The following is a 26,044-nucleotide window of genomic DNA, read 5'->3' as shown; positions in this document are numbered from 1 at the left end:
TGGAAACCATTTGTTAAGGTTAACGGCAGCGGCCTCGGATCAGGATGCCGACGGCACCATCGAAAGATGGATGGCACCGTCCTTGGACGGCGTCCGGTTCAGGTCAACGGCGGATAGAGCGTATCTATGATCATGCGGGCGTCGTGGCGCGAATCGAGCATGCCATAGGTGTTGCGCCATTGGCCGGCCAGGCGGGTCTCGACGAAGGCATCGGCAATCCGCCCTGCCCCCAGCCGGCGCAACTCCGCCGCCGCGGCCGACAGCGCCAGTTGTTCCGTCAGCAGTCGGGCCGAGCCCTCGTCGGTTGCGGCGACCTGCATCGCCGCCTTCAGCACACCGATCGTGCCACGCCCACCGGCGCCGAGGTCACGGTCGATGCCGGCCAGCACCTCCTCGAACAGGCCAGGCGCGCGGCCGAGCACGCGCAGCACGTCGAGCGCCATGACATTGCCCGAGCCTTCCCAGATCGCGTTCACCGGAGCCTCGCGGTAGTAGCGGGCGAGCGGCGCTTCCTCGACATAGCCATTGCCGCCGAGGCACTCCATCGCCTCGTAGAGCAACGGTGGCGCGATCTTGCACACCCAGTATTTGACGACCGGCGTCATGGCGCGGGCAAACGCCGCCTCGCCGCGATCGCTCGCCGCCTCGTCGAAGGAACGCGCCAGCCTGAACGACAGTGCCGTGGCGGCAGCGACATCCAACGCCATGTCAGCCAGCACGCGCTGCATCAACGGCTGTTCGATCAGATTGGCGCCGAACACCTGGCGATGGCGGACATGATGAACCGCCTCGGCCAGCCCCGCCCGCATGATCGCCGAAGACGCCACCGCGCAGTCGAGCCGCGTCAGCGTCACCATGTCCATGATCGTCTTCACGCCGGCGCCGGGTTCGCCGACCATCTCGCCGATGGCGTTGACGAACTCGATCTCGGAAGACGCGTTGGAGCGGTTGCCGAGCTTGTCCTTCAGACGCTGGAAGCGGAAGCCATTGCCCGATCCGTCGCCGAGGACGCGCGGCGCGAGGAAGCATGACAGCCCCTCCGGCGCCTGCGCCAGCACCAGGAAGGCGTCCGACATAGGCGCCGACATGAACCATTTGTGCCCGGTGAGGCGGTAGAAGCCGCTGCCGACGCGCTCGGCCCTGGTCACATTGGCGCGCACATCCGTGCCGCCCTGCTTCTCGGTCATGCCCATGCCAAGCGTCAGCCCGGTCTTCTCGACCGGCGGCTTCTGGCTTTGGTCGTATTTGCGCGTGGTCACGCGCGGCGCCCATTCCCGAAACAATTTTGGGCTGGCCATCAACGCCGCCAGCGAGGCGCTGGTCATGGTGATGGGGCAGAGGTGCCCGGTCTCGAGTTCCGCGGTCAGGTAGAAACGGGCGGCCCTCACCTGATGGCGGCGGCCGATCTCGGCGTCGCCATTTTCCCAGACCGAAGAATGCAACCCGTTCGCCACCGAGCGGCGCATCAAGGCGTGGTAGGCCGGATGGAATTCGACCAGGTCGATGCGCCGTCCCTGGCGATCATGCGTCCTGAGTTTCGGCGTCTCGACATTGGCCAGGCGCGCCAGTTCCTGCGCTTCCTGCGTCAAGACGAAACGGCCGAGCCCATCGAGGTCCTTGCGTACCGGATCGGAAAAGCGCTCGGCAAGCTGGATCAGCAACGGATCGCCTCGCCAGGCGTTGCCGCCCGTCAGCGGCGGCGGCTGGTTCGTTACGTCGTCGGTCACGCTCTGTCCTTGTTGCCAAAGGCCACGAATCCGAGGCCGTCGGCTAGATATAACCCAAGCATCGCTGGGCGCGCGACGAAAATACCGGGGAGAATGGCGGCAATCCAAAGCGGACGCTTGCGGGCGCGAAATCCGCACCCTATAGCAGCCCCTTGAGATGACCGACGCTTCGTCCCTGCCACTCTATCCCCACCGCCATCTTCTGGGCATCAGCGATCTTTCGCCTGGAGATATCGAACTGTTGCTCGACAGGGCGGATCGGGCGGTCGCGATCTCGCGGCAATCCGAGAAAAAGAGCTCGACGCTGCGCGGCCGCACCCAGATTAATCTCTTTTACGAAGCCTCGACCCGCACGCAGTCCTCGTTCGAGCTGGCCGGGAAACGGCTCGGCGCCGATGTCATGAACATGTCGGTGGCGAGTTCCTCGGTGAAGAAGGGCGAGACGCTCATCGACACCGCAATGACGCTGAATGCCATGCGGCCCGATATCTTGATCATCCGCCACCAGTCGGCGGGTGCCGCGGCCCTGCTGGCGCAGAAGGTCGGCTGTTCCGTAGTCAATGCCGGCGACGGCGCGCATGAGCATCCGACGCAGGCGTTGCTCGACGCGTTGACCATCCGCCGCGCCAAGGGCCCGCTGTCGAAGCTGATCGTGGCGATCTGCGGCGACATCCTGCATTCGCGCGTAGCGCGTTCCAACATCATGCTGCTCAACGCGCTCGGCGCGCAGGTGCGGGTCGTCGCGCCTTCGACGCTTTTGCCCTCCGGTATCGACAGAATGGGCGTGATCGTGTCGCGTTCGATGGCCGAAGGCCTCAGGGATGCCGACGTGGTGATGATGCTGCGCCTGCAGCGTGAGCGGATGGAAGGCGCCTTCGTACCGTCGACCCGCGAATATTTCCGCTATTTCGGCCTCGACGCCGAGAAGCTGAAGGCCGCCAAGGACGATGCGCTGGTGATGCATCCCGGCCCGATGAACCGTGGCGTCGAGATCGCCTCGGAAATCGCCGACGGCCCGCAAAGCGTCATCCAGGAACAGGTGGAAATGGGTGTCGCCGTGCGCATGGCGGTGATGGAAGCGCTGCTCGATCCCCGTCGTAATCAAGAGGGCCGCAACCAAGAGGGCTGCGGCGCATGAGCACGACGGTCTTTGAGCGTGCCCGCATCGTCGACCCTTCGCGCGGTATGGACGAAGTGGGCTCCGTCATTGTCGACGGCAGGAAAATCGTTGCCGCCGGCAAGGCGGCGCTGAACCAGGGCGCGCCCGATGGGGCTGCGCTGATCGACTGTGCCGGCAAGGCGATCATCCCAGGCCTGGTCGATGGCCGCGTCTTCATCGGCGAACCCGGCGGCGAGCATCGCGAAACCATTGCGTCGGCAAGTGTCGCCGCGGCGGCCGGTGGCATCACCTCCATCGTCATGATGCCCGATACCGATCCCGTGATCGACAATGTGGCACTGGTCGAGTTCGTGCTGCGCACCGCCAAGGACACGGCGGTGGTCAACATCTTCCCGGCGGCGGCCATCACCAGGGGCCTTGATGGCCGCGAGATGACCGAGTTCGGCCTGCTGCGCGAAGCAGGCGCCGTCGCCTTCACCGATGGCCGCCACACCGTATCGAGCGCGCTGATGATGCGCCGCGCGCTGACCTATGCGCGCGACTTCGGCGCCACGATTGTGCATGAGACGCAGGATGCAGATCTTGCCTCGTCCGGGGTGATGAATGAGGGCCTTTACGCGAGCTGGCTTGGTCTCTCCGGCATTCCTCGTGAAGCCGAATCCATTCCGCTCGAGCGCGATCTGGCGCTGGCTCGGCTGACGCGCGGCTCCTACCACGCGGCCAAGATCTCGACGGCTATGGCGGTTGGATCGGTGGCGCGAGCGAAGGCCGACGGCGCGACGGTTACATCGGGCGTGTCGATCCACAATTTGTCGCTCAATGAAAACGATGTCGGCGAATATCGTACCTTCTTCCGGCTGACGCCGCCGCTGCGCGCCGAGGAAGATCGACTGGCAATGATAGAGGCGGTAAAGGACGGTACGATCGACATCATCGTCTCCTCGCACGATCCGCAGGATGTCGACACCAAGCGCCTGCCCTTCGCCGACGCGGCAGCCGGCGCCATCGGGCTGGAGACGTTGCTTGGCGCCGCCTTGCGGCTCTACCACAATGGCGACGTGCCATTGCCGCGGCTGATCGAGACACTCTCCACCGCGCCGGCAAGGCTGTTCGGATTGCCCGGCGGCACGCTGAAGCCCGGCGCCATCGCGGACCTTGCGCTTGTCGACCTCGATGAACCCTGGATCGTCAGTGAGAGCGGGATCCGCTCGCGCTCGAAAAACACCTGCTTCGAAGGCGCGCGCCTGCAAGGCAAGGTCTTGCAAACGCTGGTCGCGGGCCGCACAGTGTTCTCGGCATAGACCGGACACGCCAGTCGCGTCTGATCAAGTTCGCCAGGGGGAAATGCGGGGGAAACAATGACTTACGGCCTGATCCTGGCATTGGTATTCGGTTACCTTCTGGGATCGATTCCCTTCGGGCTGTTGCTGACGCGAGCCGCTGGTCTTGGTGACGTACGCAATATCGGCTCCGGCAATATTGGCGCCACCAACGTGCTGCGCACCGGCAACAAGGGGCTGGCAGCCGCGACCTTGCTGCTCGATGCGCTGAAAGGCACGACCGCAGTGCTGATAGCGGGCCATTTCGCGCCTGAAACCGCGGTCTGGGCCGGCCTTGGCGCCTTTCTCGGCCATCTCTTCCCGGCCTGGCTAGGCTTCAAGGGCGGCAAAGGCGTCGCGACCTATCTCGGCGTGCTGATCGGCCTGGCCTGGCAAGTGGCGCTGGTCTTCGCCGTCGCCTGGCTGGCGATGGCATACCTCTTCCGCTACTCCTCGCTGGCAGCACTGACGGCAGCTGTGATCGTGCCGATCGCTCTCTACGTCCTGAGCACACCGCGGATCGCCGCTGTTTTCGTGGTGATGAGCATCATCGTCTTCGTCAAGCATCGCGCCAACATTTCACGCCTGCTTGCCGGCACAGAGGGCAAGATCGGAGCCAAGGGGTGAGCGATCCAGCCGCCGGGCCGCGCCTCAGCGACCGGCAGCGGCTGAGCTGGCTGCGGCTGATCCGCACCCAGAATGTCGGCCCTGCTTCCTTCCGGGACCTGATCAACCGCTTCGGGTCGGCCGAAGTCGCGCTTCAAATGCTGCCGGAACTGATGATTTCCGGGGGCGCCAACCGGATGGTCCGCATCCCTTCCGTTGCCGAGGCAGAAGCCGAACTGGAAGCAGCCCGGCGCAATGGTGCACGCTTTGTCGGCATCGGTGAGGCCGATTACCCCCCGCTGTTGCGCAGCATGGACCATCCGCCACCGCTGCTGGCGGTCAAGGGCAATGCCGCCGTGTTCCGGTTGCCGGGCGTAGCCATCGTCGGCGCGCGCAACGCATCGCTGGCTGGCATCAAGATGGCGCGCATGCTGGCGGCCGATCTTGGGCGCGATGGATATGGGATCATCTCCGGCCTGGCACGCGGCATCGACACAGCGGCACATCAGGGCAGTCTGTCGACCGGCACGATCGGCGTGCTGGCCGGAGGCCTTGACCTGCCCTACCCGCCCGAAAATGCCGGCTTGTGCGAGGAAATCGCCGAACATGGGGCGGTCATCTCCGAGATGCCATTCGGCTGGCAGCCGCGTGCGCAGGATTTTCCGCGCCGCAATCGTCTCGTCGCGGGTGCCGCCCTTGGGCTGGTGGTGATCGAGGCGGCGCAGCGGTCGGGATCCCTGATCAGCGCTAGGCTTGCCGGCGAAATGGGCCGCCTGGTCTTCGCCGTGCCGGGCTCCCCGCTCGATCCGCGTGCTGCCGGCACCAACGGCCTGCTCAAGGACGGCGCCACGCTGGTCACCGAAGCATCGGATGTTTCCAGGGCAATCGCGCCGTTGACCGGCATGCAGGCACCTGGCGTGTCGCCGTTTGAGGACCCGCCCGATTTCTCGGCCACACCGCCGCCCGGCGACAGCGATCGCGCAGAGGTAATCGAGGCGCTCGGCCCGACGCCGGTGTCGATCGACGAAATCATCCGCCACACCGGCCTGCACCCGGCCCAGGTTTTCATGGTGCTGCTGGAACTCGATCTCGCCGGCCGGCTCGAACGTCATGCGGGCGGCCATGTTTCGCTGGTTTTTGGGAACGACTGAAGCCGTCCTTCAGTGACGTTTGGTCCCTTCATCCTGAGTTTCCGCATAGTCCTGTGTATTGGCGCCAAAGAGATCCTTTTCGACAATCTTGCGCCAGACCATATCTGCATTCGCCGGGCGAGACGGATCGAGCCCTAACTCGGTCTGCTGCGCGTTCTGGCGTGGGCGCCGGCGCAGCCAAGTGGGCATGATCTCCCGAATGAGGCTTGCGAGTTGGGTCATTGCCGGCTCCTTCGGTTCATGAGATGGTCAGGCGGTAAGTCTCTTCGCATTACTCCGGCTCACGGCGTCCAGCCAGGCCAGTGCCTCGTCGACATTGGCAAGCGTATGGTGCGCGGCTGTCGGTGCGCGCGGTCTGATACGTACCGAGACCCCATCCATTTCGTTGATGACATCGAACCCGTTCTCATCGGACGTATCGTCGCCAAGAAACACCGGGCATCGTTCCCTGAAAGCCGGTTCCGCCATGAAGCGCCTGATCGCCGCTCCTTTGGCAGCCTCAAGCGGCATCAGCTCGACCCCTGCATTGCCAGCCAGCACCCGATATCCCGGGGGCAACCTGTCCAACGCCCGTTCGACCAACTGTGTCGCACGCTGAAGCAAGTGCGGCGCCGCACGCGTATGAATGGCAAGGATCGGTCCCTTGCGTTCGATATAGACATCAGCGCTGGCCAGTTCCGCCTCGATTTCCCCGGCAAGTGCTGCAATGTCGGCCGGCTCGCCCGCCGCCTCGACCGGACCATCCCGCGCCAGCCTGTGCTCGAGACCATAAAGCCCGGCGGCGCGCAGTCGAAGGGGCTGGAAGAGATGGTCGACAGCGGCAATCGACCGTCCCGTGATAAACGCCAACGCTCCGTCCAATTGCGCTTCAAGTCTTGCCAACAGCATGCGTAACGCGTCATTGACAACCACTGCGTCAGGATGCGCGGCATGTTCAAGAAGCGTGCCGTCGATGTCCAGGAACAAGGCCCATGGCCCTTGGGGAACGTCAGGCGCGGGCAGGTTCGGAAGTATCGACATCACAGAGCCGCCACCCGCTTGCGGTCGAGCAACGATATCACGTTACGTGGAGCCACCGGAGCGGCACCGACGGCGCGATCGATTTCAATACGTTTGCGCAAGCGCGCGGCGTCGAGCAGCATGCTGCCTGCCCATCGATAGACATTGTTGTCGCGAACGACCTCACGCATGCGCTGCATGCGCTGGCGCTGCTCCTCTTGCGACATGGTCAAAGCCTGAAGCAAGACGTCGCCCATCATTGCCGCGTCATAGGGATTGACGATCAGCGCCTCAAGCAACTCCTTGGAAGCTCCAGCGAACATACTGAGCAGCAGGACACCCTGTTCGTCGTCACGCGCCGCGACAAATTCCTTGGCGACCAGGTTCATGCCGTCATGCAGGCTTGTGACCATGCAAACATCAGCGGCGCGATAGAGCTCGTAGACCTGTTCTTGTGAGTGGTGTTCCGTCACCATCACGACGGGCGTATAACCCTCGCGACCATAGCGTTGGTTGAGATCCTCTGCCTGACGCAGGCACTCTTCATGCAACTGCTGATAAGCAGGCAAGCTTCCGCGGCTGGGCGCGGCGATCTGCAGGAACGCCACCTTGCCGATCCATTCGGGATGGAGTTTCAACAGTTCATCGAGCGCGTTGAAGCGATCAAGGATGCCCTTGGTGTAGTCGAGACGTTCAACGCCCACGCACAGTCTGATATTTTCAGCCAGTCCGAATCTCTCACGAACACGCTGGCGGCATTGCGCCACGTCAGGCAATTTGCCGAGTTGCACCGGTGGCCATTCGATCGAAATCGGATAGGCGTGAACCAGGCTGATCTGGCCACCATAGGAGATGGCCGAATCCTCCCGCTCGATCCTGCTCTCGAGAAAGCGGTCGACGCTGTCGATGAAGTTGTTGCAATGGAACTGGGTGTGAAAGCCGACAATTGAACTGCCGAGCAGGCCTTCGAGAATCTTCTCGCGCCATGGGCAGATGCTGAACACCTCCGAATTCGGCCATGGAATGTGCCAGAAGGTGATGATGATCGCCTCCGGCAGGCGCTCCCGGATCATCCGCGGCAACAACGCGAAATGGTAGTCCTGGACCAGCACTATGGGCCGTTCGTTGCGGGCTTCCGCGACAACGGTGTCGGCGAATTTGCGGTTGACCGCCTCGTAGGACTCCCAATCGGAGGCGCGGAATATTGGCCGGGTGAAGGCGATATGGCACAGCGGCCAGAGGCCCTCATTGGCAAAGCCGAGATAATAGCCTTGCTGCTCTTCTTCGCTCAGCCAGACACGACGCAATGTGTAGGAAGGGTTTTCGGGCGGTACCTCGACCCTGTCATTTTTGTCGACCACGAGCGTGTCGGCCGACCCACCGCCATAGGCGATCCACGTGCCTGCACAGGCACGGGTGATCGGCTCCAGGGCAGAGACAAGGCCGCTGGCGGGTACGACCAACTGTATGTCCTCTCCCTTGCGGTTGTGGATATACGGCTCGCGATTTGACACGACGATCACCTGGGCATCGGGAAGCTCCGTCGCCAATATGTGACGCAGCGTTTCGGGCGACCACTGCACCAGCGCAGCGGCGGCGGACTGCCCATTCTTCGCGAATTCCGGCAATGGACCGCGAGCCGGCTCAACCGTCACGGCGGCAAGCTTCCTGCTCCTCTTCGCCCGCAACATCATGGTCGCCCGCGCGATGATCAGGATGCCGACAGCTACAAGGACAAGAAGCCACAAGGCGGACGAGGGAGCGACCAGGTACGAAGTGTTGTCGGGCATTTGAAGTCGATTACCTTTCAATGGGATGCCGCGGCGGGCCTCGTCGACTGAGTTCCGGCACCCATCGTGCGGGGGTCCAACGTTCGCGGCGCGCGATGGTTCCGATGTTTTCAGCTTCTGACCACGAGAGGCACCAGCCCCTCATGGCGATCGGCCAGGAAAGCGCCGACGCGGTCCCCTACCCGCTGGAATGTCAGATCGACAGCAACACCCGCGACCGCGAGATGGCGGACCACCAGATTGTCGATGCCGATTGGCAAGCGCGGCCGTGTCACCTGGATTTCACCGGTCCAGCCGTCGATCTGAAGGCCGAGACACGCCTGCATGAGCATGAAGGCCGAGCCTGCCGACCAGGCCTGCGGCAAGCACGCGACCGGATAAGCGATCGGCGCCTCGCCAGGTGCGCGGGTGAAACCGCAGAACAGCTCAGGCAGCCGCATGTTGAAATGGACGGCGGATTCGAATGTACCGCTCATCAGCCGCACCACGCTGTCGCGGATGCCGTATCGCGCAAGGCCTGCCGCACAGATCGCGGTGTCGTGTGGCCAGATGGAGCCGTTGTGGTACGACATCGGATTGAAGAAGATCGCGTCATCCGCCAGCGTGCGCAGTCCCCAGCCGGTGTGGAATGAAGCCGACAGCAATTGGTCAGCGACGATCCGCGCGCGATCCGGGTCGGGCAGGCCGACATAAAGCAGGTGTCCGGCATTGGACGTGCGCACCTTGCAAGGCTGGCCGTCGCCGTCCAGGGCCAGCGCATAATAGCCAAGCTCCTCCACCCAGAAATGGCTTTCGACCCGCTGACGGATTTCCTGAGCACGCCTCTCCCAACCTTCGGCCTTCTCGTCTTCGCCGCGCAGCCGAGCCAGCTTCGCCAACCCCTGGAACGCCGCGAAGACGTAACCCTGGACCTCGACCAGCGCGATCGGCCCCTTCGGGATGCGACCATCGGCGTGGAAAACGGAATCGAAACTGTCCTTCCAACCCTGGTTGGCAAGGCCTGATTCCGCCGCACGGAGGTAGGTGACAAATCCTGTCGGCCGGCTCGCGGCTTCGATCCATTCGGCGGCGGCGCATAGCGACGGCCACAGGCCATCGATAAGGTCCGTGTCGCCAGTGCGGTCAGCATAGGCACAGGCAAGATGGACATAGAGCGGCGTGGTGTCGACGCCGCCATAGTAGCGGCCGAACGGCAGTTCGCTGAGCGCCGTCATCTCGCCCTTGCGCGTTTCGTGCATGATCTTGCCGGGCTGGGAGTCGCTGAAGGGCGAGGTTTCGGTTGCCTGGTGTTGCGCCAGAAAGGCGAGCACGCCGCGCGCCAGGCCGGGGTTGAGCCACAGCATTTGCAGCGCGGAGATCACCCCGTCCCTGCCAAAGGCCGTCGAGAACCATGGAATGCCGGCATAGGGATAGGGACCTGTCGCCAGCTCCGTTGTGAGCAGCGCCACGTCGGCACGCGCCCGTTCGATCCAGTCGTTGAACACCCTGCCGGAGCTGTGCAGCGTTGCGCCGTGGCGACGCTTGGCGCGCATGCCGAAACGCGCGCGGGCGGCCGCAGCGCGAAACCGCTCGCGTTCGGGCGTATCCCTGGCATCGGTGCCAACCTCGACATACAGCGTCTTGCGGCTGCGCTTGGTGACGGCGATGAGGAAGTCCGCTCGTTCCGAGGTCAGTTCGTCGGGCACTTGCGAAAACGATATCGCCGATTTGCGCTCGACCTTGTCCAGCCCCTCGTAGCGAAGCATCACGGAGCTCCGGCCAACCTCGGCCGTATGTGAGGTGCCCCGCTTCGGCCGCGTCGATCCACGAACTTCGAACATGTCGCGGAAATCGGCGGCAAAGCGCAGCGAAAGCAGGATGGTGGAATGCTCCCGGCCGTAGTTCGACAGCGTCAGCCGCTCATAGAGGCGGTCCTGCCACAGCAGCCTGACGCGCTCGATGTGAATGGCGCCTTGCGCAATGGGCCGGCCACCAACGGTTTCGATCGGCAGATTGGTGAGATTGGCGGTGAACAGGACATTGTCCTGGCTGAGCGACGCACCAAGAAGGGATGTCGAACGGCCGCCGATCGCGAGGCGATATTCAGAAAGCACGCGCGTGTCATCGCGGAAGAACCCGTCGCCGACACCACGGATGTCGCCATAGGCATCGGCGACGGCAAAGCAATCGCCATGCTTGAGCGCGAAGAGCCTGTGCGGCTCCCTGGGCGCGGTTTCATCGAGTGAAGCCAGCGCTATCGCCGGATCAAGCTTGCGTTCGTCGAGTTGGATGATGGTCAAGAAGACTGTCCCCGTGTTGGGTTTCCGAACGGGTGAAGGGGCCTAGGAGGCTCTGCTTTGCTGATGGCCGTCGCTCAGCCGGGAATAGGCCGCGACATAATCCCTGGCCATTCTGTCGGCTGAAAACCGCCTCTCGAAAACCGCTCTTATTCGCCGCCTGTCGAGTTGGAGGAGAGCCGGCATCGTCGCCACAGCATCTTCAATGGTTTCGACGACGAAGCCGCTGACCCCATGATCGATGATCTCGGGCATGGCGCCGCAACTCCAGGCCATCACAGGGGTACCACAGGCCATGGCCTCGATCACGGCAAGGCCGAAAGGCTCGGGCCAATCGATGGGAAACAGCAAGGCTGCCGCATTGCCAAGAAACCTGCTCTTCTGGTCCTCGCCGATCTCGCCGACATATTCGACCCGGTCGTCATCGATCATCGGTTGGACGACTTCCTCGAAATAAGCGCGATCGCCATCACCTATCTTGGCCGCGAGCTTGAGTTTCAGGCCCGTGCGGCGGGCGATCTCGATCGCCCGATCCGGCCGCTTGTCACGCGACATCCGGCCGAGAAAGGCAAGATAGGAACCATCCGATCCTGCCTCGAAATCGGGCTCATAGAGCTCGATCGGCAGCCCGTGATGGATCGTGGCCAGCCAGTTCGCGGATGCGAATCGCGCTCGCTGGCTGCGGGATATGGAAATCATCGGGAACCGCGGGAACCGATCGTAGGCTTGTGGGAGGTCGGCGTAATCCAGCCTGCCATGGGGCGTCGTCACGGTGCGCTGCGGCATGTCGCGGAAAAACGGGAAATGCAGGAAATGGCTGAGATGAAAATGAATGACGTCAAAATCGTCGGCCCGTTTGCGCACCTCGTCGAGCATCGACAAATGCGCCGCTATCTCGGATTTCAGCGGACGGGGATCGAGACGAAGCGCCCGTTCACGGCATGGCACCAGATTGGCTGAGGTCTTCGTATCGCCGCTGGCGAACAGGGTCACGCTATGGCCGAGATCGACGAGAGCCTCGGTAAGGTAGGAGATGATACGCTCGGTGCCCCCATAGAGCCTTGGCGGCACGGATTCGTAAAGCGGTGCGACATGGGCAATCTTCATGGCCCGGCGTTCCCTCAATGAGCTGGTCATAGGGCGAAATGCTTCAGGCGCGGGATCGTTCCTGTCTTACGAGAAGATGGAGCGAATGATGGCCAATTCCCCTGTTTGATGTTCGATCAAGCTGCCCTATTTCCTGTTTGTGCTGCCGGTATCGCATGCATGGCAGCCAAGGAGGCCCAGGTGCAGGAACCGAAGGATGTTGCAGCCCGACGTCTGAGCATGATCATCGAACAATATGTCGAGGCCAGAAAGCGGCGTTTTGGTTTTGTGTCGACGGACCAGGCTGCCCGAGTGATCCGTAGAATCCTGAAACCCGCTCCTTCGGACCCGGCACTCTCCGACCGCAAGCTCGACGATATGGTCGCCGCGCTCGCCGTCAAGAACGGCCTGCCCGTCTTCTTCGACCGCGGCCTCAGAGGACCGGCCGGCACCGAGGCCGACCTGAACAGAAAGGAGCCGATCATGCGAGCACCAACGGAGACCCCGGATGTTGCCGGCGCGGTGGATGCCATCCTGAGCGGTCAGACGGCCCAGCTTTCTATGAAAGCGGTGATCTCGCTGCTGCGGGAACGGACCGGCACCAAACGGTCGGACGCGGATTTGGAAGGACTGATTGCAAAGAAAGCCGCCGTTCTGCACGTTCATTTGTCGCAGAGCGGCTGAGCGGTCAATCACCTCGCGCCGCGGTGGACTAGCTCGCCCAGCCCGTGCGGGATCTCCGCACGGAAATCGAAGGATGATTGCGAAGCTGATCGGCGCTGTCACCGGTAGTGAAGACGCGCCTTCGAACGAAACGGATCCTCTGCCTTGCCTTTGCACATGTCGCTCACTCTTGTTGTGAGACGGAGACTAAGGCCGTCGTCGGCGGGTCAACTGCGGCGGCTGGCCCGCGCCAGGGAGTACATCGCTGCCAGCAACAGCTCAAAGGCAGGCGTAAGCACGATAATCTCTTCGAAGCTCCATGCCAGGAGCGCGACCATACCGACAAATACTCCAGTCCAGAGGCTGGACGAGACGGCCGCTTTGGCAATCTCTCGCACAGCAATCCATACGTAGGCACCGTAGCCGGCAACCCCGATAAGACCAAAGTTCACGGCCAGCCACAGAATCGAATTGTGCGGGTTCCATGTGATGCTGTAGCCCATCTCGATCAGATAGACAGATCGAGGCGCGCCGACGATCGGATGCAGCCTCAGTGCATCGACGCCGGAGCGCCAATATTCGAACCTAGCCATCAAGGACGCCAAGTGAGGCATATGTGGCACGGCGTCCCTTAGGACATATAGAACAACCAGGCCGACTGCGCAGAGGATCGCTGCCGACGTCGCAGCTTTCACCGGGTTCACTTTCGAGCGCAAGACATAGACGCCAGTGACAACCACCAGCATGGCTATCCCAAAGCGGGACAGGGTCAGAAACACAAGGATACCAAAGACCGCGGCGACGAGAGGAAGCCCGGAAAAAAGCGTTACCGCGAATAGAAACACCAAAAAAACGGCGATATAATTCGACAATCCAAGGAAGCTTCTGGCTCTGTTTTTCAGGTCGTAGAACCCTTGATCTCCGACCTTAGGCGAGAAAGCTTCCCTGCCAGCGGGCGCAGCTACTGATGGCGTTTGAGGGGAAGGATTTTCGGCATCGATTGATGCGGGATCTTGCGCCAACGGCTGCACGATGATGGGGCGGGACGTGGTCCTTTCCACGTCCGCTGCATATGCAGCCTCGACATTGGCCGCGTCCTGGCCCGGCAGAAGAAACGCGCCGTTTGGAACAAACACGATCATCGTAATCATAATTGCGGCGGTCACCGCGCCGCCGGCGATCATGGACCGAAGCGCCATCCGATCAGAAATAGAGGCGCGCCTCAGCGCCACGATCGTCAAGCCTGCAAAGGCAACCGGTAGCCAGACCGCCAGATCGGATTTCCATCTGAAGGCGGGGTTACCGAGATACATGCCGAACTGGATCAGGATGACGACGACTATCACCAAGAGCGGAACGCAGGCCGGAGGGAGCCGCAAGTTGAACTGGGCGCGGCTCATGAAGAATACCGGCAATATCAACGTGCTTATCGGTAGCGTAATCTTGCCGAGCCATACGCCACCCAGGAAAATGGCGCCAACAAAGAAAGCCGCCAGCCAAACGTGAAACGTCTTGACGTTACTGTTTGTAAGACTCAATGTCGCCCCTTGGTCAAAATTGGAATAATAACGTATACGACGGGTGCTCGATATAAGACTTAAGGACCTTGACGCCGGTCGTGTGATCAGCTGGATGCCGCAGCCCTGGCAGGTGATGTTGCAATCCCAGACGGTGAACTCGCGTGCCAGGCGCTTGCGCGAGTTCGGTCCCCATATAGTTGCCCTGGGTATTCATAGTCGTGCTGGCGATGAGCATGTTTGGTGAGCGCGATGGGATTCGAACCCATGACCTACTGATTAAAAGTCAGTTGCTCTACCGGCTGAGCTACGCGCTCCCGCGGGCTCGAAAAGGCCGCCCCCGAAATTGCGCGGAACATAGGGAGAGTGCCGCGAGCGGTCAACCGGAAAAGACGGCTCGGCAGCCGCTTCTTCGCCCTAAATCGCGGCACCTTTGCCTGCTGGTACCGGTCGGGCGGGCAGTCCGTCAGGAGTGGGCCACGATCTTCACCCGATAGCCGCCGCCCGCCTCCCGCGGAACAAATCGCGTGCGACGTTCGTTTTTCCGTCGACAGGGACGTTCGCAAAACCCTCGAGGAGAATACCATGAGCAGAGTCAAATCGGGCCTTCTTGCTGCGGCCCTCTCAGCCACACTCATTGCTGCGGAGACCGTGCCGGTCAACGCCCAGCCGGCCTATGTGCCCATGCCGGAGATCGCAACGCCGGATGTGCAGACGGTGCAATATCAGGAATGGAGGCGAAACCGTCCGTTCAATCGCAGTTTCTCGCGCAATCGCAGCTTTGCTCGCAACGGCGACATGTATTGGAACGGCCATCGCGGCTATCGTGAGTATCATCGCGGCTATCGCCGCCATGGCGACTACTGGTTCCCGCTTGCGGCCTTCGCTACCGGCGCGTTAATCACTGGCGCTATTGTCAACAGCGAGAACCACCGCGTTTACGAAGGCAATGCCCACGTGCAGTGGTGTTATGACCATTACCGGAGTTACCGCGCTTCGGACAATACCTTCCAGCCGAACAATGGTCCTCGTCGGGAGTGCCGTTCCCCCTACTGATTGGAGCTATCAAGGACGAGTCTCTTTAACCCCGCGCCGGACGGGCGCGGGGTTTCCCATGGTCTTGAGATCGTAAAAAAGGATCGAATCAGTTGGCCCAGCCGATCCTTTTGATGATTAAATAAAGTCCACCACCTTCGCCGCTTGGAGAGCGATAGGCGCCAAGGGCATTGCAAATCCGCACCATTGCTCCGGTCAGTTCCCAACCGAGCGGTTCAAGGTCGTTGTTCCCATCCGTCACATAGGCCCGGGCCAGTTCGTCTATGCCATTCTTCTCCCCGAAGGACCGAACCAGCTTTGCGTCGCCGAGGAGTTCGCCAGGCAAATTTGCGTTTGCCCAGGCCCAGAGCCAGTTGTTTGCCTTGGCGCTCGTGGTGCCCGCGATCTGGATCTCGGCAATGACCTTCACCGTTCCTTCCTCCGAGAACAGGAGCTTCCCAGTTTTCAGGTCATAGTCATAGCGCGGCCAGGTGCCGAGGCGGAAATCTTTGTGCAGGCGCTCGTTCTTGACCTTCAGCTGTTCGAAGGCCTCATCGCGCCAATCAGAATACCAATCTGGCGTCATTTCCCCCACATTCATCCGCGCAGTCCCCTTATTGCGAGCTCAGGGTCCTGCGCACGGCATCGCGCCAGCCTGCCAGTTTGGCGGATCGTATGGCGACGTCCATGTCCGGTTTGAATCGCCGGTCGAGCGCCCAGGTCTTGGCGAATTCCTTCGCCTTGGGCCACACGCCTGCCTTCGAGCCGGCCAGCCAGGCCGCACCCAGCGCTGTCGTCTCCAGGATGGTCGGGCGGTCGACCGGCGCATCGAGTATGTCGGCCAGCCGCTGCATCGTCCAGTCGGACGCCACCATGCCGCCATCGACCCGAAGCACGGTCCGGGCCGAGGCGCCTTTCCAGTCCTTGCGCATGGCGTCCAGCAGGTCGCCGGTCTGGAAGGCGACGGATTCGAGTGCGGCGCGGGCAAATTCCGCCGGGCCCGAATTGCGCGTCAGCCCGAAGATGGCGCCGCGCGCGTCCGCGTCCCAATGCGGCGCGCCCAATCCGACGAAGGCCGGCACCAAATAAACGTTCTGTGTCGGATCGGCTTCGGCAGCCAGTTTGCCGCTCTGCTCGGCCTTGCCGATCACCTTGATGCCGTCGCGCAGCCACTGCACGGCGGCGCCGGCAATGAAGATCGAGCCTTCCAGCGCATAGGTGGTGTTGCCGTTCAGCCGGTAGGCAATCGTGGTCAGCAGCCGGTTCTTCGAGCGCACCAGATCGGCGCCGGTATTGAGCAGCGCGAAGCAGCCTGTGCCATAGGTGGACTTCATCATGCCTGGCTCGAAGCAGGCCTGGCCGATGGTCGCGGCATGCTGGTCGCCGGCGACACCGAGGATTCGTATCTCCGCGCCAAACAGGCTCTTTTCCGTCACCCCATAATCGTCGGCGCAGTTCTTCACCTCAGGCAGCAAAGCGGCGGGGATACGCAGGATGGAAAGCAGTTCGTCGTCCCAAATATTCTCAGCGATGTTGTAGACCAGCGTGCGCGAGGCGTTGGTGGCATCGGTGGCGTGGACCTTGCCGCCGGTCAGCCGCCAGATCAGGAAACTATCGATGGTACCTGCCAGCAATTCGCCCCTCTCCGCGCGTTTCCTGGCGCCTTTCACCTTGTCCAGCATCCAGGCGATCTTTGTGCCGGAAAAATAGGGATCAAGCAGCAGCCCTGTCTTGCGGGTGAATTTCTTCTCCAGGTCCTGCTTCTTCAATTTTTGGCAGAGCGGCGCGGTGCGGCGGTCCTGCCAGACGATGGCATTGTGGATCGGCTTGCCGGTCGCCTTGTCCCAGATGACGACGGTCTCGCGTTGGTTGGTAATGCCGATGGCGGCCACATCCGAAGCCTCACAATCGGGGGCCCTCAGCGCGGCTTTCACGGTAGCCACGACACTTGCCCAGATTTCTTCCGGATCGTGCTCGACCCAACCGGACGCGGGATAGTGCTGGGTGAATTCCTGCTGCCCGCTGCCGACGACTTTCATGTCGCCGTCGAACAGAATTGCCCGGGTCGATGTCGTTCCCTGGTCGATTGCCAGCACAAAACCGCTCATTCCCGCGTCCTCCGCCTTGACACAAAGAAGGGAGACGGCAATGCGCCGCCTCCCCCAATTTCACACGGGCACGGCGCCCGCATGGATCGTCTTACTTCTGCCAGCTCTTGACCAATTCGTCATAGTTGATGGTGATCGGCTTTTCCTTCTCGTTATCGAGCTTTAGCTGCGGCGCGAGGTTGCCCTTCTTCACCGCGTCGGCGTTCCAGTAAGCAAGGTCATGCTCTTCGGCCATCTTCGGACCGATATCGCCCTGGACACCCGACTTCCCGATACGCTCCAGAACCTTCTCCTGATCGGCGCAGAGGCCATTCATTGCCTCCTGCGGCGACTTGGCTCCCGACGAGGCGTCACCGATGTTCTGCCACCAGAGCTGCGCCAGCTTCGGATAATCGGGAACGTTGGTGCCAGTCGGCGTCCACTGTACGCGCGCCGGCGAACGGTAGAACTCGATCAGCCCGCCGAGCTTGGGAGCGCGTTCGGTGAAGCTCTTGTCGTGGATCGTGGAGTCGCGGATGAAGGTGAGGCCGACATGGCTCTTCTTCACATCCACGGTCTTGGAGATGACGAACTGAGCATAGAGCCAGGCGGCCTTGGCGCGGTCGGTCGGCGTCGACTTCATCAGCGTCCACGAGCCGACGTCTTGGTAGCCGAGCTTCATGCCGTCCTTCCAGTAGGAGCCGTGCGGCGACGGCGCCATGCGCCACTTCGGCGTGCCGTCGTCGTTCATGACAGGCAGGCCGGGCTTGACCATGTCGGCGGTGAAGGCGGTGTACCAGAAGATCTGCTGCGCCACGTTGCCTTGCGACGGAACCGGGCCCGATTCAGAGAAGGTCATGCCTTGCGCCTCCGGCGGCGCATAGGCCTTCAACCAGTCGAGGTATTTCTGGATCGCATAGACCGACGCCGGGCCGTTGGTATCGCCGCCCCGCGCCACGCATGAGCCGACCGGGCGAGAGTTCTCGTCCACCTTGATGCCCCATTCGTCAACCGGCAGGCCGTTCGGCAGGCCTTTGTCGCCATTGCCGGCCATCGACAGCCAGGCGTCCGTAAACCGCCAGCCGAGCGACGGATCCTTCTTGCCGTAGTCCATGTGGCCGTAGACCTTCTTGCCGCCGACGTCGCGGCCGGTGAAGAATTCAGCGATGTCCTCGTAAGCCGACCAGTTGACAGGCACGCCGAGGTCATAGCCGTACTTCGCCTTGAAGTCGGCCTTGTTCTTCTCGTCGTTGAACCAGTCGTAGCGGAACCAGTAGAGGTTTGCGAACTGCTGGTCGGGAAGCTGGTAGAGCTTCTTGTCCGGCGCTGTGGTGAACTTGGTGCCGATGAAGTCGTTGACATCGAGCATCGGATCGGTGACGTCCTTGCCTTCGCCCGCCATCCAGTCAGTCAGGTTTCGCACCTGCTGGTAGCGCCAGTGGGTACCGATAAGATCCGAATCGTTGACCCAGCCGTCATAGATGTTCTGGCCGGTCTGCATCTGGGTCTGGATCTTCTCAACGACGTCACCTTCCTGGATAACGTCGTGCGTGACCTTGATGCCGGTAATTGCGGTGAAAGCAGGCGCCAGCACCTGCGATTCGTACTGGTGTGTGGTCAAGGTTTCCGAGACGACCTTGATGTCCATGCCGGCAAACGGTTTGGCCGCATCGATGAACCACTGCATTTCCTTTTCCTGGTCGGCGCGCGAAAGCGTCGACAGATCGCCTATCTCCTTGTCGAGAAAGGTCTTTGCTTCATCCATTCCGGCATAGGCATTGCCCGCACCGAGCAACAGGACAAGGGCAGTCGTTGACGTTAAAAATTGCCGTCGCATTGTGTCTCCTCCGAGTTTTTAAAAGGTTTCAAGTGCGATCTGGACCGTCCGCCGACACGCGGCCGCTCCATCAGTATCTCCCTCTATACGTAGCGGAACACGCCAACGGCGTAGAGCACGGAGAGAGCGAGAGCCCACCACAGATTGGATCCAACGAGACCCAACCAAGCGAGATGGATAAAGGCGCTGCCAAGCAGCGAAACGAAAAGGCGATCGCCGCGCGTCGTCTCGAAGCGCAGCACGCCGACGCGCGGGTTGCCACCCGGCGAAGCGTATTCCCAAACACCCATGCCAAACAGAAGCAGCGCGATGACGACAAAGAACGCGGCCGTCGGCCAGGTCCACGCCATCCAGGAGAAATTGAGGTTCATGGATTAGACCCTCCCCAGGGCGAAGCCCTTGGCGATATAGTTGCGCACAAACCAGATCACCAGCGCGCCGGGGATCAGCGTCAGCACGCCGGCGGCCGCCAGCAGCCCCCAGTCCATGCCCGATGCGGACACGGTGCGGGTCATGGTCGCCGCGATCGGCTTGGCGTCAGTCGTCGTCAGCGTGCGGGCGATCAGCAGTTCGACCCACGAGAACATGAAGCAGAAGAAGCATGCGACTCCGATGCCGCTGGCTATCAGCGGCATGAATATCTTGATGAAGAAGCGCGGGAACGAATAGCCGTCGACATAGGCTGTCTCGTCGATTTCCTTCGGCACGCCCGACATGAAGCCTTCGAGGATCCACACAGCCAGCGGCACGTTGAACAGGCAGTGGGCGAGAGCCACCGCAATATGGGTATCGATGAGGCCGAAGGCGGAATAGAGCTGGAAGAACGGCAGTGCGAACACCGCTGGGGGCGCCATGCGGTTGGTCAGCAGCCAGAAGAACAGATGCTTGTCGCCGAGGAAGCGGTAGCGCGAGAAGGCATAGGCCGCCGGCAGTGCCACGGTGACAGAGATCACCATGTTCATCACGACATAGGTGATCGAGTTGATGTAGCCGGAATACCAGGCCGACTGCGTGAAGATGGTGTAGTAATTATGCAGGGTCGGTGCGTGCGGATACAGCGTCAGCGAGTTGACGATCTCCGCATTGGTCTTGAAGCTCATATTAATGAGCCAGTAGATCGGCAGCAGCAGCACAAAGATGTACAGCGTCGGCACCATCCACCACCAGCGCGATTCCTCGCCGCGCCGGCGCATCCGCCTGTCCAGTTCGCTCTGCGACAGCGAACTGGCGAGCCCTTCGGAGGCGGCGGTCCCGTTCATCGCACTACGTTCGGTGCGTTCGTTGACGCCGGTCATCTCAGCGCTCCGCGTCGTAATTGGTCATCACGGTGTAGAAGATCCACGACAACAACAGGATGATGAGGAAGTAGACCAGCGACATGGCCGCTGCCGGACCGAGGTCGAACTGGCCGAGCGCCGTCTTGACCAGGTCGATCGACAGGAACGTCGTCGAATTGCCCGGGCCGCCGCCGGTAACGACGAAGGGTTCGGTGTAGATCATGAAACTGTCCATGAAGCGCAGCAGCACGGCGATCAACAGCACGCGCTGCATCTTCGGCAATTGGATATAGCGGAACACCGCCCAGCGCGACGCGCCGTCGATCTTGGCCGCCTGGTAAAAGGCGTCCGGAATCGAGACCAGACCGGCATAACAGAGCAGCACGACCAGACTGGTCCAGTGCCAAACGTCCATGATGATGATCGTCACCCAGGCATCGAACGGATCCTGTACGTAATTGTAGTCGATGCCGAGGGCGTTGAGGTAATAGCCCATCAGACCGATGTCGCCGCGCCCGAATACCTGCCAGATGGTACCGACCACGTTCCACGGGATCAGCAGCGGCAGCGCCATCAAGACCAGACAAACCGGCACCCCCCAGCCCTTCTTCGGCATGTTGAGCGCTATGAAGACGCCAAGCGGAACCTCGATGGCCAGGATGATGAAGGAAAAAATCAGGTTGCGGGCCATCGCCTCCCAGAAGCGGTCGGAATGCAACAATTCCTCGAACCACTCCGTTCCGGCCCAGAAGAAGACGTTGTTGCCGAACGTGTCCTGCACCGAATAATTGACGACGGTCATCAGCGGGATGACGGCCGAGAACGCTACCAGCACCAGCACCGGCAGCACCAGGAACCAGGCCTTGTTGTTCCAGGTCTTTTCCATCTAAGCCCCCATCTCGACACGCCAGGAATCGGCATAGATGTTGATGCCGGCAGGATCGAACCGCACTTTGGGCTCGGCTGGAACGATCTCGTCCTCGCCGATGACCGCCGCGATGTCGCGACCCTCCAGCTTGGCGCGCACCACCTTGTGGCGGCCAAGATCCTCGACCTTGCTGATCGAAACGGCCATGCCATCGCGGCCGAGCCTGATATATTCGGGGCGAATGCCGAGTTCGACGGCGCCGCTGCCGGCCTTCGGCACACCAGGCAGTTCGATGCGCTGCGAGCCGAGCGTCGCCGTCCTGCCGTCGATCGCCACCGGCATGACATTCATGCCGGGCGAGCCGATAAAGTAGCCCACGAAGGTATGGCGCGGCCGTTCGAACAGTTCCGCCGGCGAGCCGATCTGCACGATGCCGCCATCATACATGACCACGACCTGGTCGGCGAAGGTCAGGGCCTCGGTCTGGTCGTGGGTGACATAGACCATAGTGTAGCCGAAACGGCGGTGAAGTTGCTTCAACTGCGAGCGCAGCACCCATTTCATGTGCGGATCGATGACCGTCAGCGGCTCGTCGAACAGGATGGCGTTGACGTCCGAGCGGACCAACCCGCGCCCGAGCGATATTTTCTGCTTCTGGTCGGCGGTCAGCCCTCTCGCCTTCTTCTTGGCCCAGGAGGCCAGGTCGATCATTTCCAGCGTCTCGCGCACCTTGCGGTCGACGTCGGCCTCCGTCACGCCGCGATTGCGCAGCGGGAACGCCAGATTGTCGTAGACGGTCATTGTGTCGTAGATGACCGGGAACTGGAACACCTGTGCGATATTGCGCTCCTGCGTCGACAGGTTGGTCACGTCCCTGCCGTTGAACAGCAACTGGCCGTGCGAGGGATGAAGCAGGCCTGAAATGATGTTGAGCAGTGTGGTCTTGCCGCAGCCGGATGGCCCAAGCAGCGCATAGGCGCCGCCATCCTCGAACGTATGATGCACTTCCCGCAGCGCGAAATCGGCGTCCGTTCGCGGGTTAGGCAGATAGGAATGCCTGACATGGTTGACGTCGATGCGCGCCATATCGCCCTCCTATGCCGCCAGCTTCGGCGCGGTCACGGCGCGGCCGTGCTGGTCGAAGACCATGATGTGACGCGGATCGATGAACACTTCGACCACCGCGTCGGTCTCGAAATCCCTGATGCCATGGGTCAGCATCACCCAGCGGGCATCGGCGAAGTCGAGATGGACGAAACTCTCGGAGCCGGTGATCTCGGTGATGATGACTTTCGCCCGCACCGGTACCGCCAAGGCATCAGGCCGTTCGAGCGACAGGTGATGCGGCTGGAAGCCGATCGTGTAATTGCCGTCGGCGATGCCCACGAGTTCCGTCGGCACCGGCAGTTTGACGCCGCCCTCCAGCAGGAAGTCGGGCCCCTTCTTGGCCAGCACGATGGTGTTGAGCGGCGGATCGGCGAATGTCCTGGCCGTCACCAGATCGATCGGCTTGCGGAAAACATCGATCGTCGGTCCGAACTGCGTGATCCGGCCTTCCGACAGCGTCGCCGTGTTGCCGCCCAGCAGCAGCGCTTCGTGCGGCTCGGTGGTGGCATAGACGAAGATGGTGCCGGCGGCGGCGAAGATCCTCGGCAGTTCAGCCCGCAATTCCTCGCGCAGCTTGTAGTCGAGATTGGCCAGCGGTTCGTCGAGCAGCACCAGGCTGGCATTCTTGACGATGGCGCGCGCCAGCGCGGTGCGCTGCTGCTGGCCGCCTGAAAGGTTGAGCGGTGTGCGGTCGAGATAGGGCGTCAGCTTGAGCAGCGCCGCGGCCTCGCGCACCTGGCTGTCGATCTTGCCCTGCTCTACGCCGGCCACCCGCAGCGGCGAGGCGATGTTCTCGTAGACGGTCATCGCCGGATAGTTGATGAACTGCTGGTAGACCATGGCGATCTTGCGCTTCTGCACCGGCGTGCCGGTGACGTCGCGGCCGTCGAACCAGACCGAACCCGTGGTCGGCACATCGAGGCCGGCCATCAGCCGCATCAGGCTGGTCTTGCCGGAAAGCGTTGGCCCGAGCAGAACGTTGAGCGAGCCGTGCTGAAGCGTCAGCGACACGTCGCGAATATGCTCGACCGCACCGACCGTCTTGGTAACGTTCCTCAATTCAAGCATGACGCCTCCTCCCAGGCTTTCTGCATCAGCTCAAAACCTCTTCATTCGGCAGCAGCGACATGTCGGCGGCTTATGCCGCGCATGAATTCATCGAGCGCTGCGACCTGCTCGCGGTTAAGGTGCAGACCGCGCTTGGTCCGGCGCCACAGCACATCCTCCGCCGTAACTGCCCATTCGTTTTCAACGAGATAGCGCACCTCGGCCTCGTAAAGGTCACCACCGAAGTTGCGGCCGAGTTCGGCATTCGACTTGGCAAGGCCGAGCAGAACCTGAGCGCGCGTTCCGTAAAGCCGGGTCAGCCGGCGGGCGAGGCGCGCATCGAGGAACGGATAGGCCGCCTTCAGCTTCGTCACCTGCGCATCGAAACCGGTGGCCGGGAAATCGCCGCCCGGCAGCGGTGCGTTGGCGGTCCATGGCTTGCCGCGTGTGCCGAGGAACCCTTCGATCTTCTCCAGCATCGATTCCGACAGCCGGCGGTAGGTGGTGATCTTGCCGCCGAAGGCATTGACGATCGGGGCGGACCCCTCGCCGGCATCGGCCTTCAGCACATAGTCGCGCGTTGCTTCCTGCGCCTTGGAGGCGCCGTCATCATAGAGCGGACGCACGGCTGAATAGGTCCAGACGATGTCGGACCGCATGACGGGTTGAGCGAAATATTCGCTGGCCGCGGCGCAGAGATAATCGATCTCGGCGTCGCTGATCTTCACGTCATGCGGATCGCCGGGATAGTCCCGGTCGGTGGTGCCGATCAGCGTGAACTCTTCCTCGTAGGGAATGGCGAAAATGATGCGGCCATCCTTGTTCTGGAAGAAATAGGCGCGCGGATCGTCGAATTTCTTGGCGATGACGATGTGGCTGCCCTGCACGAGGCGGACATTGTGCACGTCATTGAGGCCGACGACGTCGGAGAGTACGTGATCGACCCATGGTCCGGCGGCGTTGACCAGCAGCCTGGCCCTGACCTCCTCGGTATCACCGGTCCTGAGGTTCTCGATCTTGATCACCCACATGCCGGCTTCACGACGGGCTCCGACCACCTTCGTGCGGGTCCGGATCGTCGCGCCGCGATCGGCGGCATCGCGGGCGTTGAGCGCCACCAGGCGCGCATCATTGACCCAGCCGTCCGAATATTCAAAAGCCTTTTTGAACAATGGTTTCAGAGGTTTGGCCGCCGGATCGCTCGCCATGTCGAGTGTCCTGGTCGCCGGCAGCAATTTGCGCCCGCCAATGTGGTCGTAGAGGAACAGGCCAAGCCTGATCAGCCAGGCGGGACGCAGGCCCTTGGCATAGGGCAGCACGAAGCGCATCGGCCAGATGATATGCGGTGCGTTCTTCCACAGAACCTCGCGCTCCATCAGCGCCTCGCGCACCAGGCGGAATTCGTAGAATTCGAGATAGCGCAGGCCGCCATGGATCAGCTTGGTCGAGCCCGAGGACGTTCCGCTGGCGAGGTCGTTCATCTCGGCGAGGAAAACCGAGAACCCGCGGCCAACGGCGTCCCGAGCGATGCCGCAGCCGTTGATGCCCCCGCCAACGACAAAGATGTCACGGATCTGAGATGCGTCCACAAATTCCTCCAACGATTTCGCATTGCACCATTTCGGGTCTTTTGCGAAACCGTGGTGGAATTATTTCGAACTGATAACGAATGTCAAACGAAATATCACACGCCTGTGAAATGGTCGTGAATGGGTCCGCCAGGCGAAGTTTCGATCAGATGAACCTCGGCCTCCTGGCAGATCCTGCGCACCGACGGGATATCGCAGCGGTCGGTGATGAAAGTGTTGACCTGCGACAGATGGCCGATGCGCACCGGCGCGGTGCGTTCGAACTTGGTCTGGTCTGATACCAGGATGACGTGCCTGGCATTGGCGATGATCGCCTGCGCCACCTTCACTTCGCGAAAATCGAAGTCGAGCAAGGCGCCGTCATGGTCGATGGCCGAGGCGCCGATGACGGCGTAGTCGACCTTGAACTGCCTGATGAAGTCAACCGCGGCTTCGCCGACGACCCCACCGTCCGAGCCGCGGACCACGCCACCGGCAATCACAACCTCGATCGACGGATAGATACGCATCCTGTTGGCAACATTGATATTATTGGTTATGACCATCAGGCCGTTGTGATCGAGCAGCGCCTTGCTGACGGCCTCGGTCGTTGTCCCGATGTTGATGAACAAGGAAGCGTTGTCGGGGATCAGCCTGGCCGCCGCGCGGCCGATCGCCTCCTTCTCGTCCGCCGCGATCTTGCGCCTGGCCTCATACTCCATGTTCTCGATGCCGGACGGGAACAACGCGCCGCCATGAATGCGCGAAAGCAGCCTCTGGTCGCACAGATCGTTGAGGTCCTTGCGAATGGTCTGCGGCGTCACGTTGAAATGGGTAGCCAGATCGTCAACCAGCACGCGGCCATGGTCCTTGGCCATCTGGATGATCTCGGCATGACGCGGCGACAGATACATTAGACAGCTCCCATTTTCGTTTTTCTTGCTTATAGCGGAAAACGAAACCA

Annotated in this window: 23 protein-coding genes and 1 tRNA gene; 6 read left to right on the top strand and 18 right to left on the bottom strand. The window is 61.8% G+C overall.

The features are described 5' to 3' along the window. Positions 1–98: 98 nt before the first annotated feature. Positions 99–1,727, bottom strand: a complete 1,629-nt coding sequence (locus tag FJW03_RS08450) for a DNA alkylation response protein (protein WP_140607013.1) — start codon at positions 1,725–1,727, stop codon at positions 99–101. A gap of 157 nt (positions 1,728–1,884) precedes the next feature. Between FJW03_RS08450 and FJW03_RS08445 the strand changes: the two genes are divergently transcribed. The 4 genes from FJW03_RS08445 to dprA are packed head-to-tail and all read left to right on the top strand — an operon-like array spanning position 1,885 to position 5,923. Then, a complete protein-coding gene (locus tag FJW03_RS08445) occupies positions 1,885–2,865 on the top strand; it encodes an aspartate carbamoyltransferase catalytic subunit (protein ID WP_140607014.1) in 981 nt (326 codons plus the stop codon). Next, the gene (locus tag FJW03_RS08440) at positions 2,862–4,148 is read left to right on the top strand and encodes a dihydroorotase (RefSeq protein WP_140760112.1); all 1,287 of its coding nucleotides are present in this window, start codon (positions 2,862–2,864) and stop codon (positions 4,146–4,148) included. The genes FJW03_RS08445 and FJW03_RS08440 overlap by 4 nt, the downstream gene beginning before the upstream one ends. Before the next feature lie 57 nt (positions 4,149–4,205). Continuing rightward, entirely contained in the window at positions 4,206–4,793 is a 588-nt protein-coding gene (gene plsY, locus FJW03_RS08435; RefSeq protein WP_140607016.1) for a glycerol-3-phosphate 1-O-acyltransferase PlsY, read from the top strand. Then, positions 4,790–5,923 carry a DNA-processing protein DprA gene (gene dprA / locus FJW03_RS08430; protein WP_140760110.1) on the top strand — a complete coding sequence of 378 codons (1,134 nt, stop codon included), beginning with the start codon at positions 4,790–4,792 and terminating at the stop codon, positions 5,921–5,923. Before plsY ends, dprA begins: the two co-directional genes overlap by 4 nt. A gap of 9 nt (positions 5,924–5,932) precedes the next feature. Here the strand turns inward: dprA and FJW03_RS08425 are convergent, their stop codons facing one another. From FJW03_RS08425 to FJW03_RS08405, 5 genes are all read right to left on the bottom strand, one after another. Then, positions 5,933–6,145, bottom strand: coding sequence for a hypothetical protein (locus FJW03_RS08425; RefSeq protein ID WP_140760107.1), 213 nt, complete (start codon positions 6,143–6,145; stop codon positions 5,933–5,935). Positions 6,146–6,172: 27 nt separating this feature from the next. Then, positions 6,173–6,943: a trehalose-phosphatase gene (gene otsB / locus FJW03_RS08420; protein WP_140607019.1), complete on the bottom strand. Its 771-nt coding sequence runs from the start codon at positions 6,941–6,943 to the stop codon at positions 6,173–6,175. Beyond that, positions 6,943–8,712, bottom strand: coding sequence for an alpha,alpha-trehalose-phosphate synthase (UDP-forming) (locus FJW03_RS08415; RefSeq protein ID WP_140760105.1), 1,770 nt, complete (start codon positions 8,710–8,712; stop codon positions 6,943–6,945). Before FJW03_RS08415 ends, otsB begins: the two co-directional genes overlap by 1 nt. Before the next feature lie 110 nt (positions 8,713–8,822). Further along, entirely contained in the window at positions 8,823–10,985 is a 2,163-nt protein-coding gene (locus FJW03_RS08410; protein ID WP_140693052.1) for an amylo-alpha-1,6-glucosidase, read from the bottom strand. A gap of 48 nt (positions 10,986–11,033) precedes the next feature. Beyond that, positions 11,034–12,095: a glycosyltransferase family 4 protein gene (locus FJW03_RS08405; RefSeq protein ID WP_140692931.1), complete on the bottom strand. Its 1,062-nt coding sequence runs from the start codon at positions 12,093–12,095 to the stop codon at positions 11,034–11,036. A 159-nt stretch (positions 12,096–12,254) separates the two neighbouring features. Here FJW03_RS08405 and FJW03_RS08400 point away from each other — a divergent pair, with 159 nt between their 5' ends. After that, positions 12,255–12,758: a hypothetical protein gene (locus tag FJW03_RS08400; protein WP_226890617.1), complete on the top strand. Its 504-nt coding sequence runs from the start codon at positions 12,255–12,257 to the stop codon at positions 12,756–12,758. A 206-nt stretch (positions 12,759–12,964) separates the two neighbouring features. Here FJW03_RS08400 and FJW03_RS08395 read toward each other — a convergent pair whose 3' ends face one another. Both FJW03_RS08395 and FJW03_RS08390 read right to left on the bottom strand, forming a co-directional pair. Beyond that, a complete protein-coding gene (locus tag FJW03_RS08395) occupies positions 12,965–14,275 on the bottom strand; it encodes an O-antigen ligase family protein (RefSeq protein WP_140760104.1) in 1,311 nt (436 codons plus the stop codon). Positions 14,276–14,495: 220 nt separating this feature from the next. After that, positions 14,496–14,571: transfer RNA gene (locus tag FJW03_RS08390), tRNA-Lys, on the bottom strand. A 268-nt stretch (positions 14,572–14,839) separates the two neighbouring features. On the opposite strand from FJW03_RS08390, the gene FJW03_RS08385 reads away from it, so the two are divergent. Continuing rightward, positions 14,840–15,310, top strand: coding sequence for a BA14K family protein (locus FJW03_RS08385; protein WP_140607023.1), 471 nt, complete (start codon positions 14,840–14,842; stop codon positions 15,308–15,310). A gap of 88 nt (positions 15,311–15,398) precedes the next feature. Here the strand turns inward: FJW03_RS08385 and FJW03_RS08380 are convergent, their stop codons facing one another. The 10 genes from FJW03_RS08380 to FJW03_RS08335 all read right to left on the bottom strand — a co-directional run bounded on the left by FJW03_RS08380 (position 15,399) and on the right by FJW03_RS08335 (position 25,994). Then, the gene (locus FJW03_RS08380) at positions 15,399–15,890 is read right to left on the bottom strand and encodes a DUF6882 domain-containing protein (protein ID WP_226890616.1); all 492 of its coding nucleotides are present in this window, start codon (positions 15,888–15,890) and stop codon (positions 15,399–15,401) included. 13 nt (positions 15,891–15,903) lie between these two features. Then, on the bottom strand, positions 15,904–17,397 hold the full coding sequence (gene glpK, locus FJW03_RS08375; RefSeq protein ID WP_140760102.1) for a glycerol kinase GlpK: 1,494 nt from the start codon (positions 17,395–17,397) through the stop codon (positions 15,904–15,906). Positions 17,398–17,488: 91 nt separating this feature from the next. Beyond that, positions 17,489–19,213, bottom strand: coding sequence for an ABC transporter substrate-binding protein (locus FJW03_RS08370; protein ID WP_140607025.1), 1,725 nt, complete (start codon positions 19,211–19,213; stop codon positions 17,489–17,491). Between the two features lie 83 nt (positions 19,214–19,296). Next, on the bottom strand, positions 19,297–19,584 hold the full coding sequence (locus FJW03_RS08365) for a DUF2160 domain-containing protein (RefSeq protein ID WP_140607026.1): 288 nt from the start codon (positions 19,582–19,584) through the stop codon (positions 19,297–19,299). A 3-nt stretch (positions 19,585–19,587) separates the two neighbouring features. Next, positions 19,588–20,508, bottom strand: a complete 921-nt coding sequence (locus tag FJW03_RS08360) for a carbohydrate ABC transporter permease (RefSeq protein WP_140607027.1) — start codon at positions 20,506–20,508, stop codon at positions 19,588–19,590. A 1-nt stretch (position 20,509) separates the two neighbouring features. Next, the gene (locus FJW03_RS08355) at positions 20,510–21,376 is read right to left on the bottom strand and encodes a carbohydrate ABC transporter permease (RefSeq protein WP_140760100.1); all 867 of its coding nucleotides are present in this window, start codon (positions 21,374–21,376) and stop codon (positions 20,510–20,512) included. Beyond that, positions 21,377–22,444 (bottom strand): ABC transporter ATP-binding protein, encoded by a 1,068-nt coding sequence (locus FJW03_RS08350; protein ID WP_140607029.1) that lies wholly within the window; start codon positions 22,442–22,444, stop codon positions 21,377–21,379. A gap of 9 nt (positions 22,445–22,453) precedes the next feature. Next, positions 22,454–23,533, bottom strand: coding sequence for an ABC transporter ATP-binding protein (locus FJW03_RS08345; RefSeq protein ID WP_140692947.1), 1,080 nt, complete (start codon positions 23,531–23,533; stop codon positions 22,454–22,456). A gap of 41 nt (positions 23,534–23,574) precedes the next feature. Further along, the gene (glpD, locus tag FJW03_RS08340) at positions 23,575–25,101 is read right to left on the bottom strand and encodes a glycerol-3-phosphate dehydrogenase (RefSeq protein ID WP_140760098.1); all 1,527 of its coding nucleotides are present in this window, start codon (positions 25,099–25,101) and stop codon (positions 23,575–23,577) included. 95 nt (positions 25,102–25,196) lie between these two features. Further along, entirely contained in the window at positions 25,197–25,994 is a 798-nt protein-coding gene (locus tag FJW03_RS08335; RefSeq protein ID WP_140760096.1) for a DeoR/GlpR family DNA-binding transcription regulator, read from the bottom strand. Positions 25,995–26,044: the final 50 nt, after the last annotated feature.

Origin of the sequence: Mesorhizobium sp. B4-1-4, from assembly GCF_006439395.2 — a bacterium.
GTDB lineage: Bacteria > Pseudomonadota > Alphaproteobacteria > Rhizobiales > Rhizobiaceae > Mesorhizobium.
Note: the sequence above shows the minus strand (reverse complement) of the source record. Positions and strands in the feature narration are given on the sequence as shown.

Coding starts and splice junctions, on each gene's coding strand:
- FJW03_RS08400 (WP_226890617.1), top strand. CDS start 12,255: ATGGCAGCCAAGGAGGCCCAGGTGCAGGAACCGAAGGATGTTGCAGCC.
- FJW03_RS08415 (WP_140760105.1), bottom strand. CDS start 8,712: ATGCCCGACAACACTTCGTACCTGGTCGCTCCCTCGTCCGCCTTGTGG.
- FJW03_RS08425 (WP_140760107.1), bottom strand. CDS start 6,145: ATGACCCAACTCGCAAGCCTCATTCGGGAGATCATGCCCACTTGGCTG.
- FJW03_RS08355 (WP_140760100.1), bottom strand. CDS start 21,376: ATGGAAAAGACCTGGAACAACAAGGCCTGGTTCCTGGTGCTGCCGGTG.
- FJW03_RS08385 (WP_140607023.1), top strand. CDS start 14,840: ATGAGCAGAGTCAAATCGGGCCTTCTTGCTGCGGCCCTCTCAGCCACA.
- plsY (WP_140607016.1), top strand. CDS start 4,206: ATGACTTACGGCCTGATCCTGGCATTGGTATTCGGTTACCTTCTGGGA.
- FJW03_RS08345 (WP_140692947.1), bottom strand. CDS start 23,533: ATGCTTGAATTGAGGAACGTTACCAAGACGGTCGGTGCGGTCGAGCAT.
- FJW03_RS08350 (WP_140607029.1), bottom strand. CDS start 22,444: ATGGCGCGCATCGACGTCAACCATGTCAGGCATTCCTATCTGCCTAAC.
- FJW03_RS08370 (WP_140607025.1), bottom strand. CDS start 19,213: ATGCGACGGCAATTTTTAACGTCAACGACTGCCCTTGTCCTGTTGCTC.
- FJW03_RS08440 (WP_140760112.1), top strand. CDS start 2,862: ATGAGCACGACGGTCTTTGAGCGTGCCCGCATCGTCGACCCTTCGCGC.
- FJW03_RS08380 (WP_226890616.1), bottom strand. CDS start 15,890: ATGAATGTGGGGGAAATGACGCCAGATTGGTATTCTGATTGGCGCGAT.
- FJW03_RS08365 (WP_140607026.1), bottom strand. CDS start 19,584: ATGAACCTCAATTTCTCCTGGATGGCGTGGACCTGGCCGACGGCCGCG.
- FJW03_RS08360 (WP_140607027.1), bottom strand. CDS start 20,508: ATGACCGGCGTCAACGAACGCACCGAACGTAGTGCGATGAACGGGACC.
- FJW03_RS08405 (WP_140692931.1), bottom strand. CDS start 12,095: ATGAAGATTGCCCATGTCGCACCGCTTTACGAATCCGTGCCGCCAAGG.
- glpK (WP_140760102.1), bottom strand. CDS start 17,397: ATGAGCGGTTTTGTGCTGGCAATCGACCAGGGAACGACATCGACCCGG.
- otsB (WP_140607019.1), bottom strand. CDS start 6,943: ATGTCGATACTTCCGAACCTGCCCGCGCCTGACGTTCCCCAAGGGCCA.
- FJW03_RS08335 (WP_140760096.1), bottom strand. CDS start 25,994: ATGTATCTGTCGCCGCGTCATGCCGAGATCATCCAGATGGCCAAGGAC.
- FJW03_RS08445 (WP_140607014.1), top strand. CDS start 1,885: ATGACCGACGCTTCGTCCCTGCCACTCTATCCCCACCGCCATCTTCTG.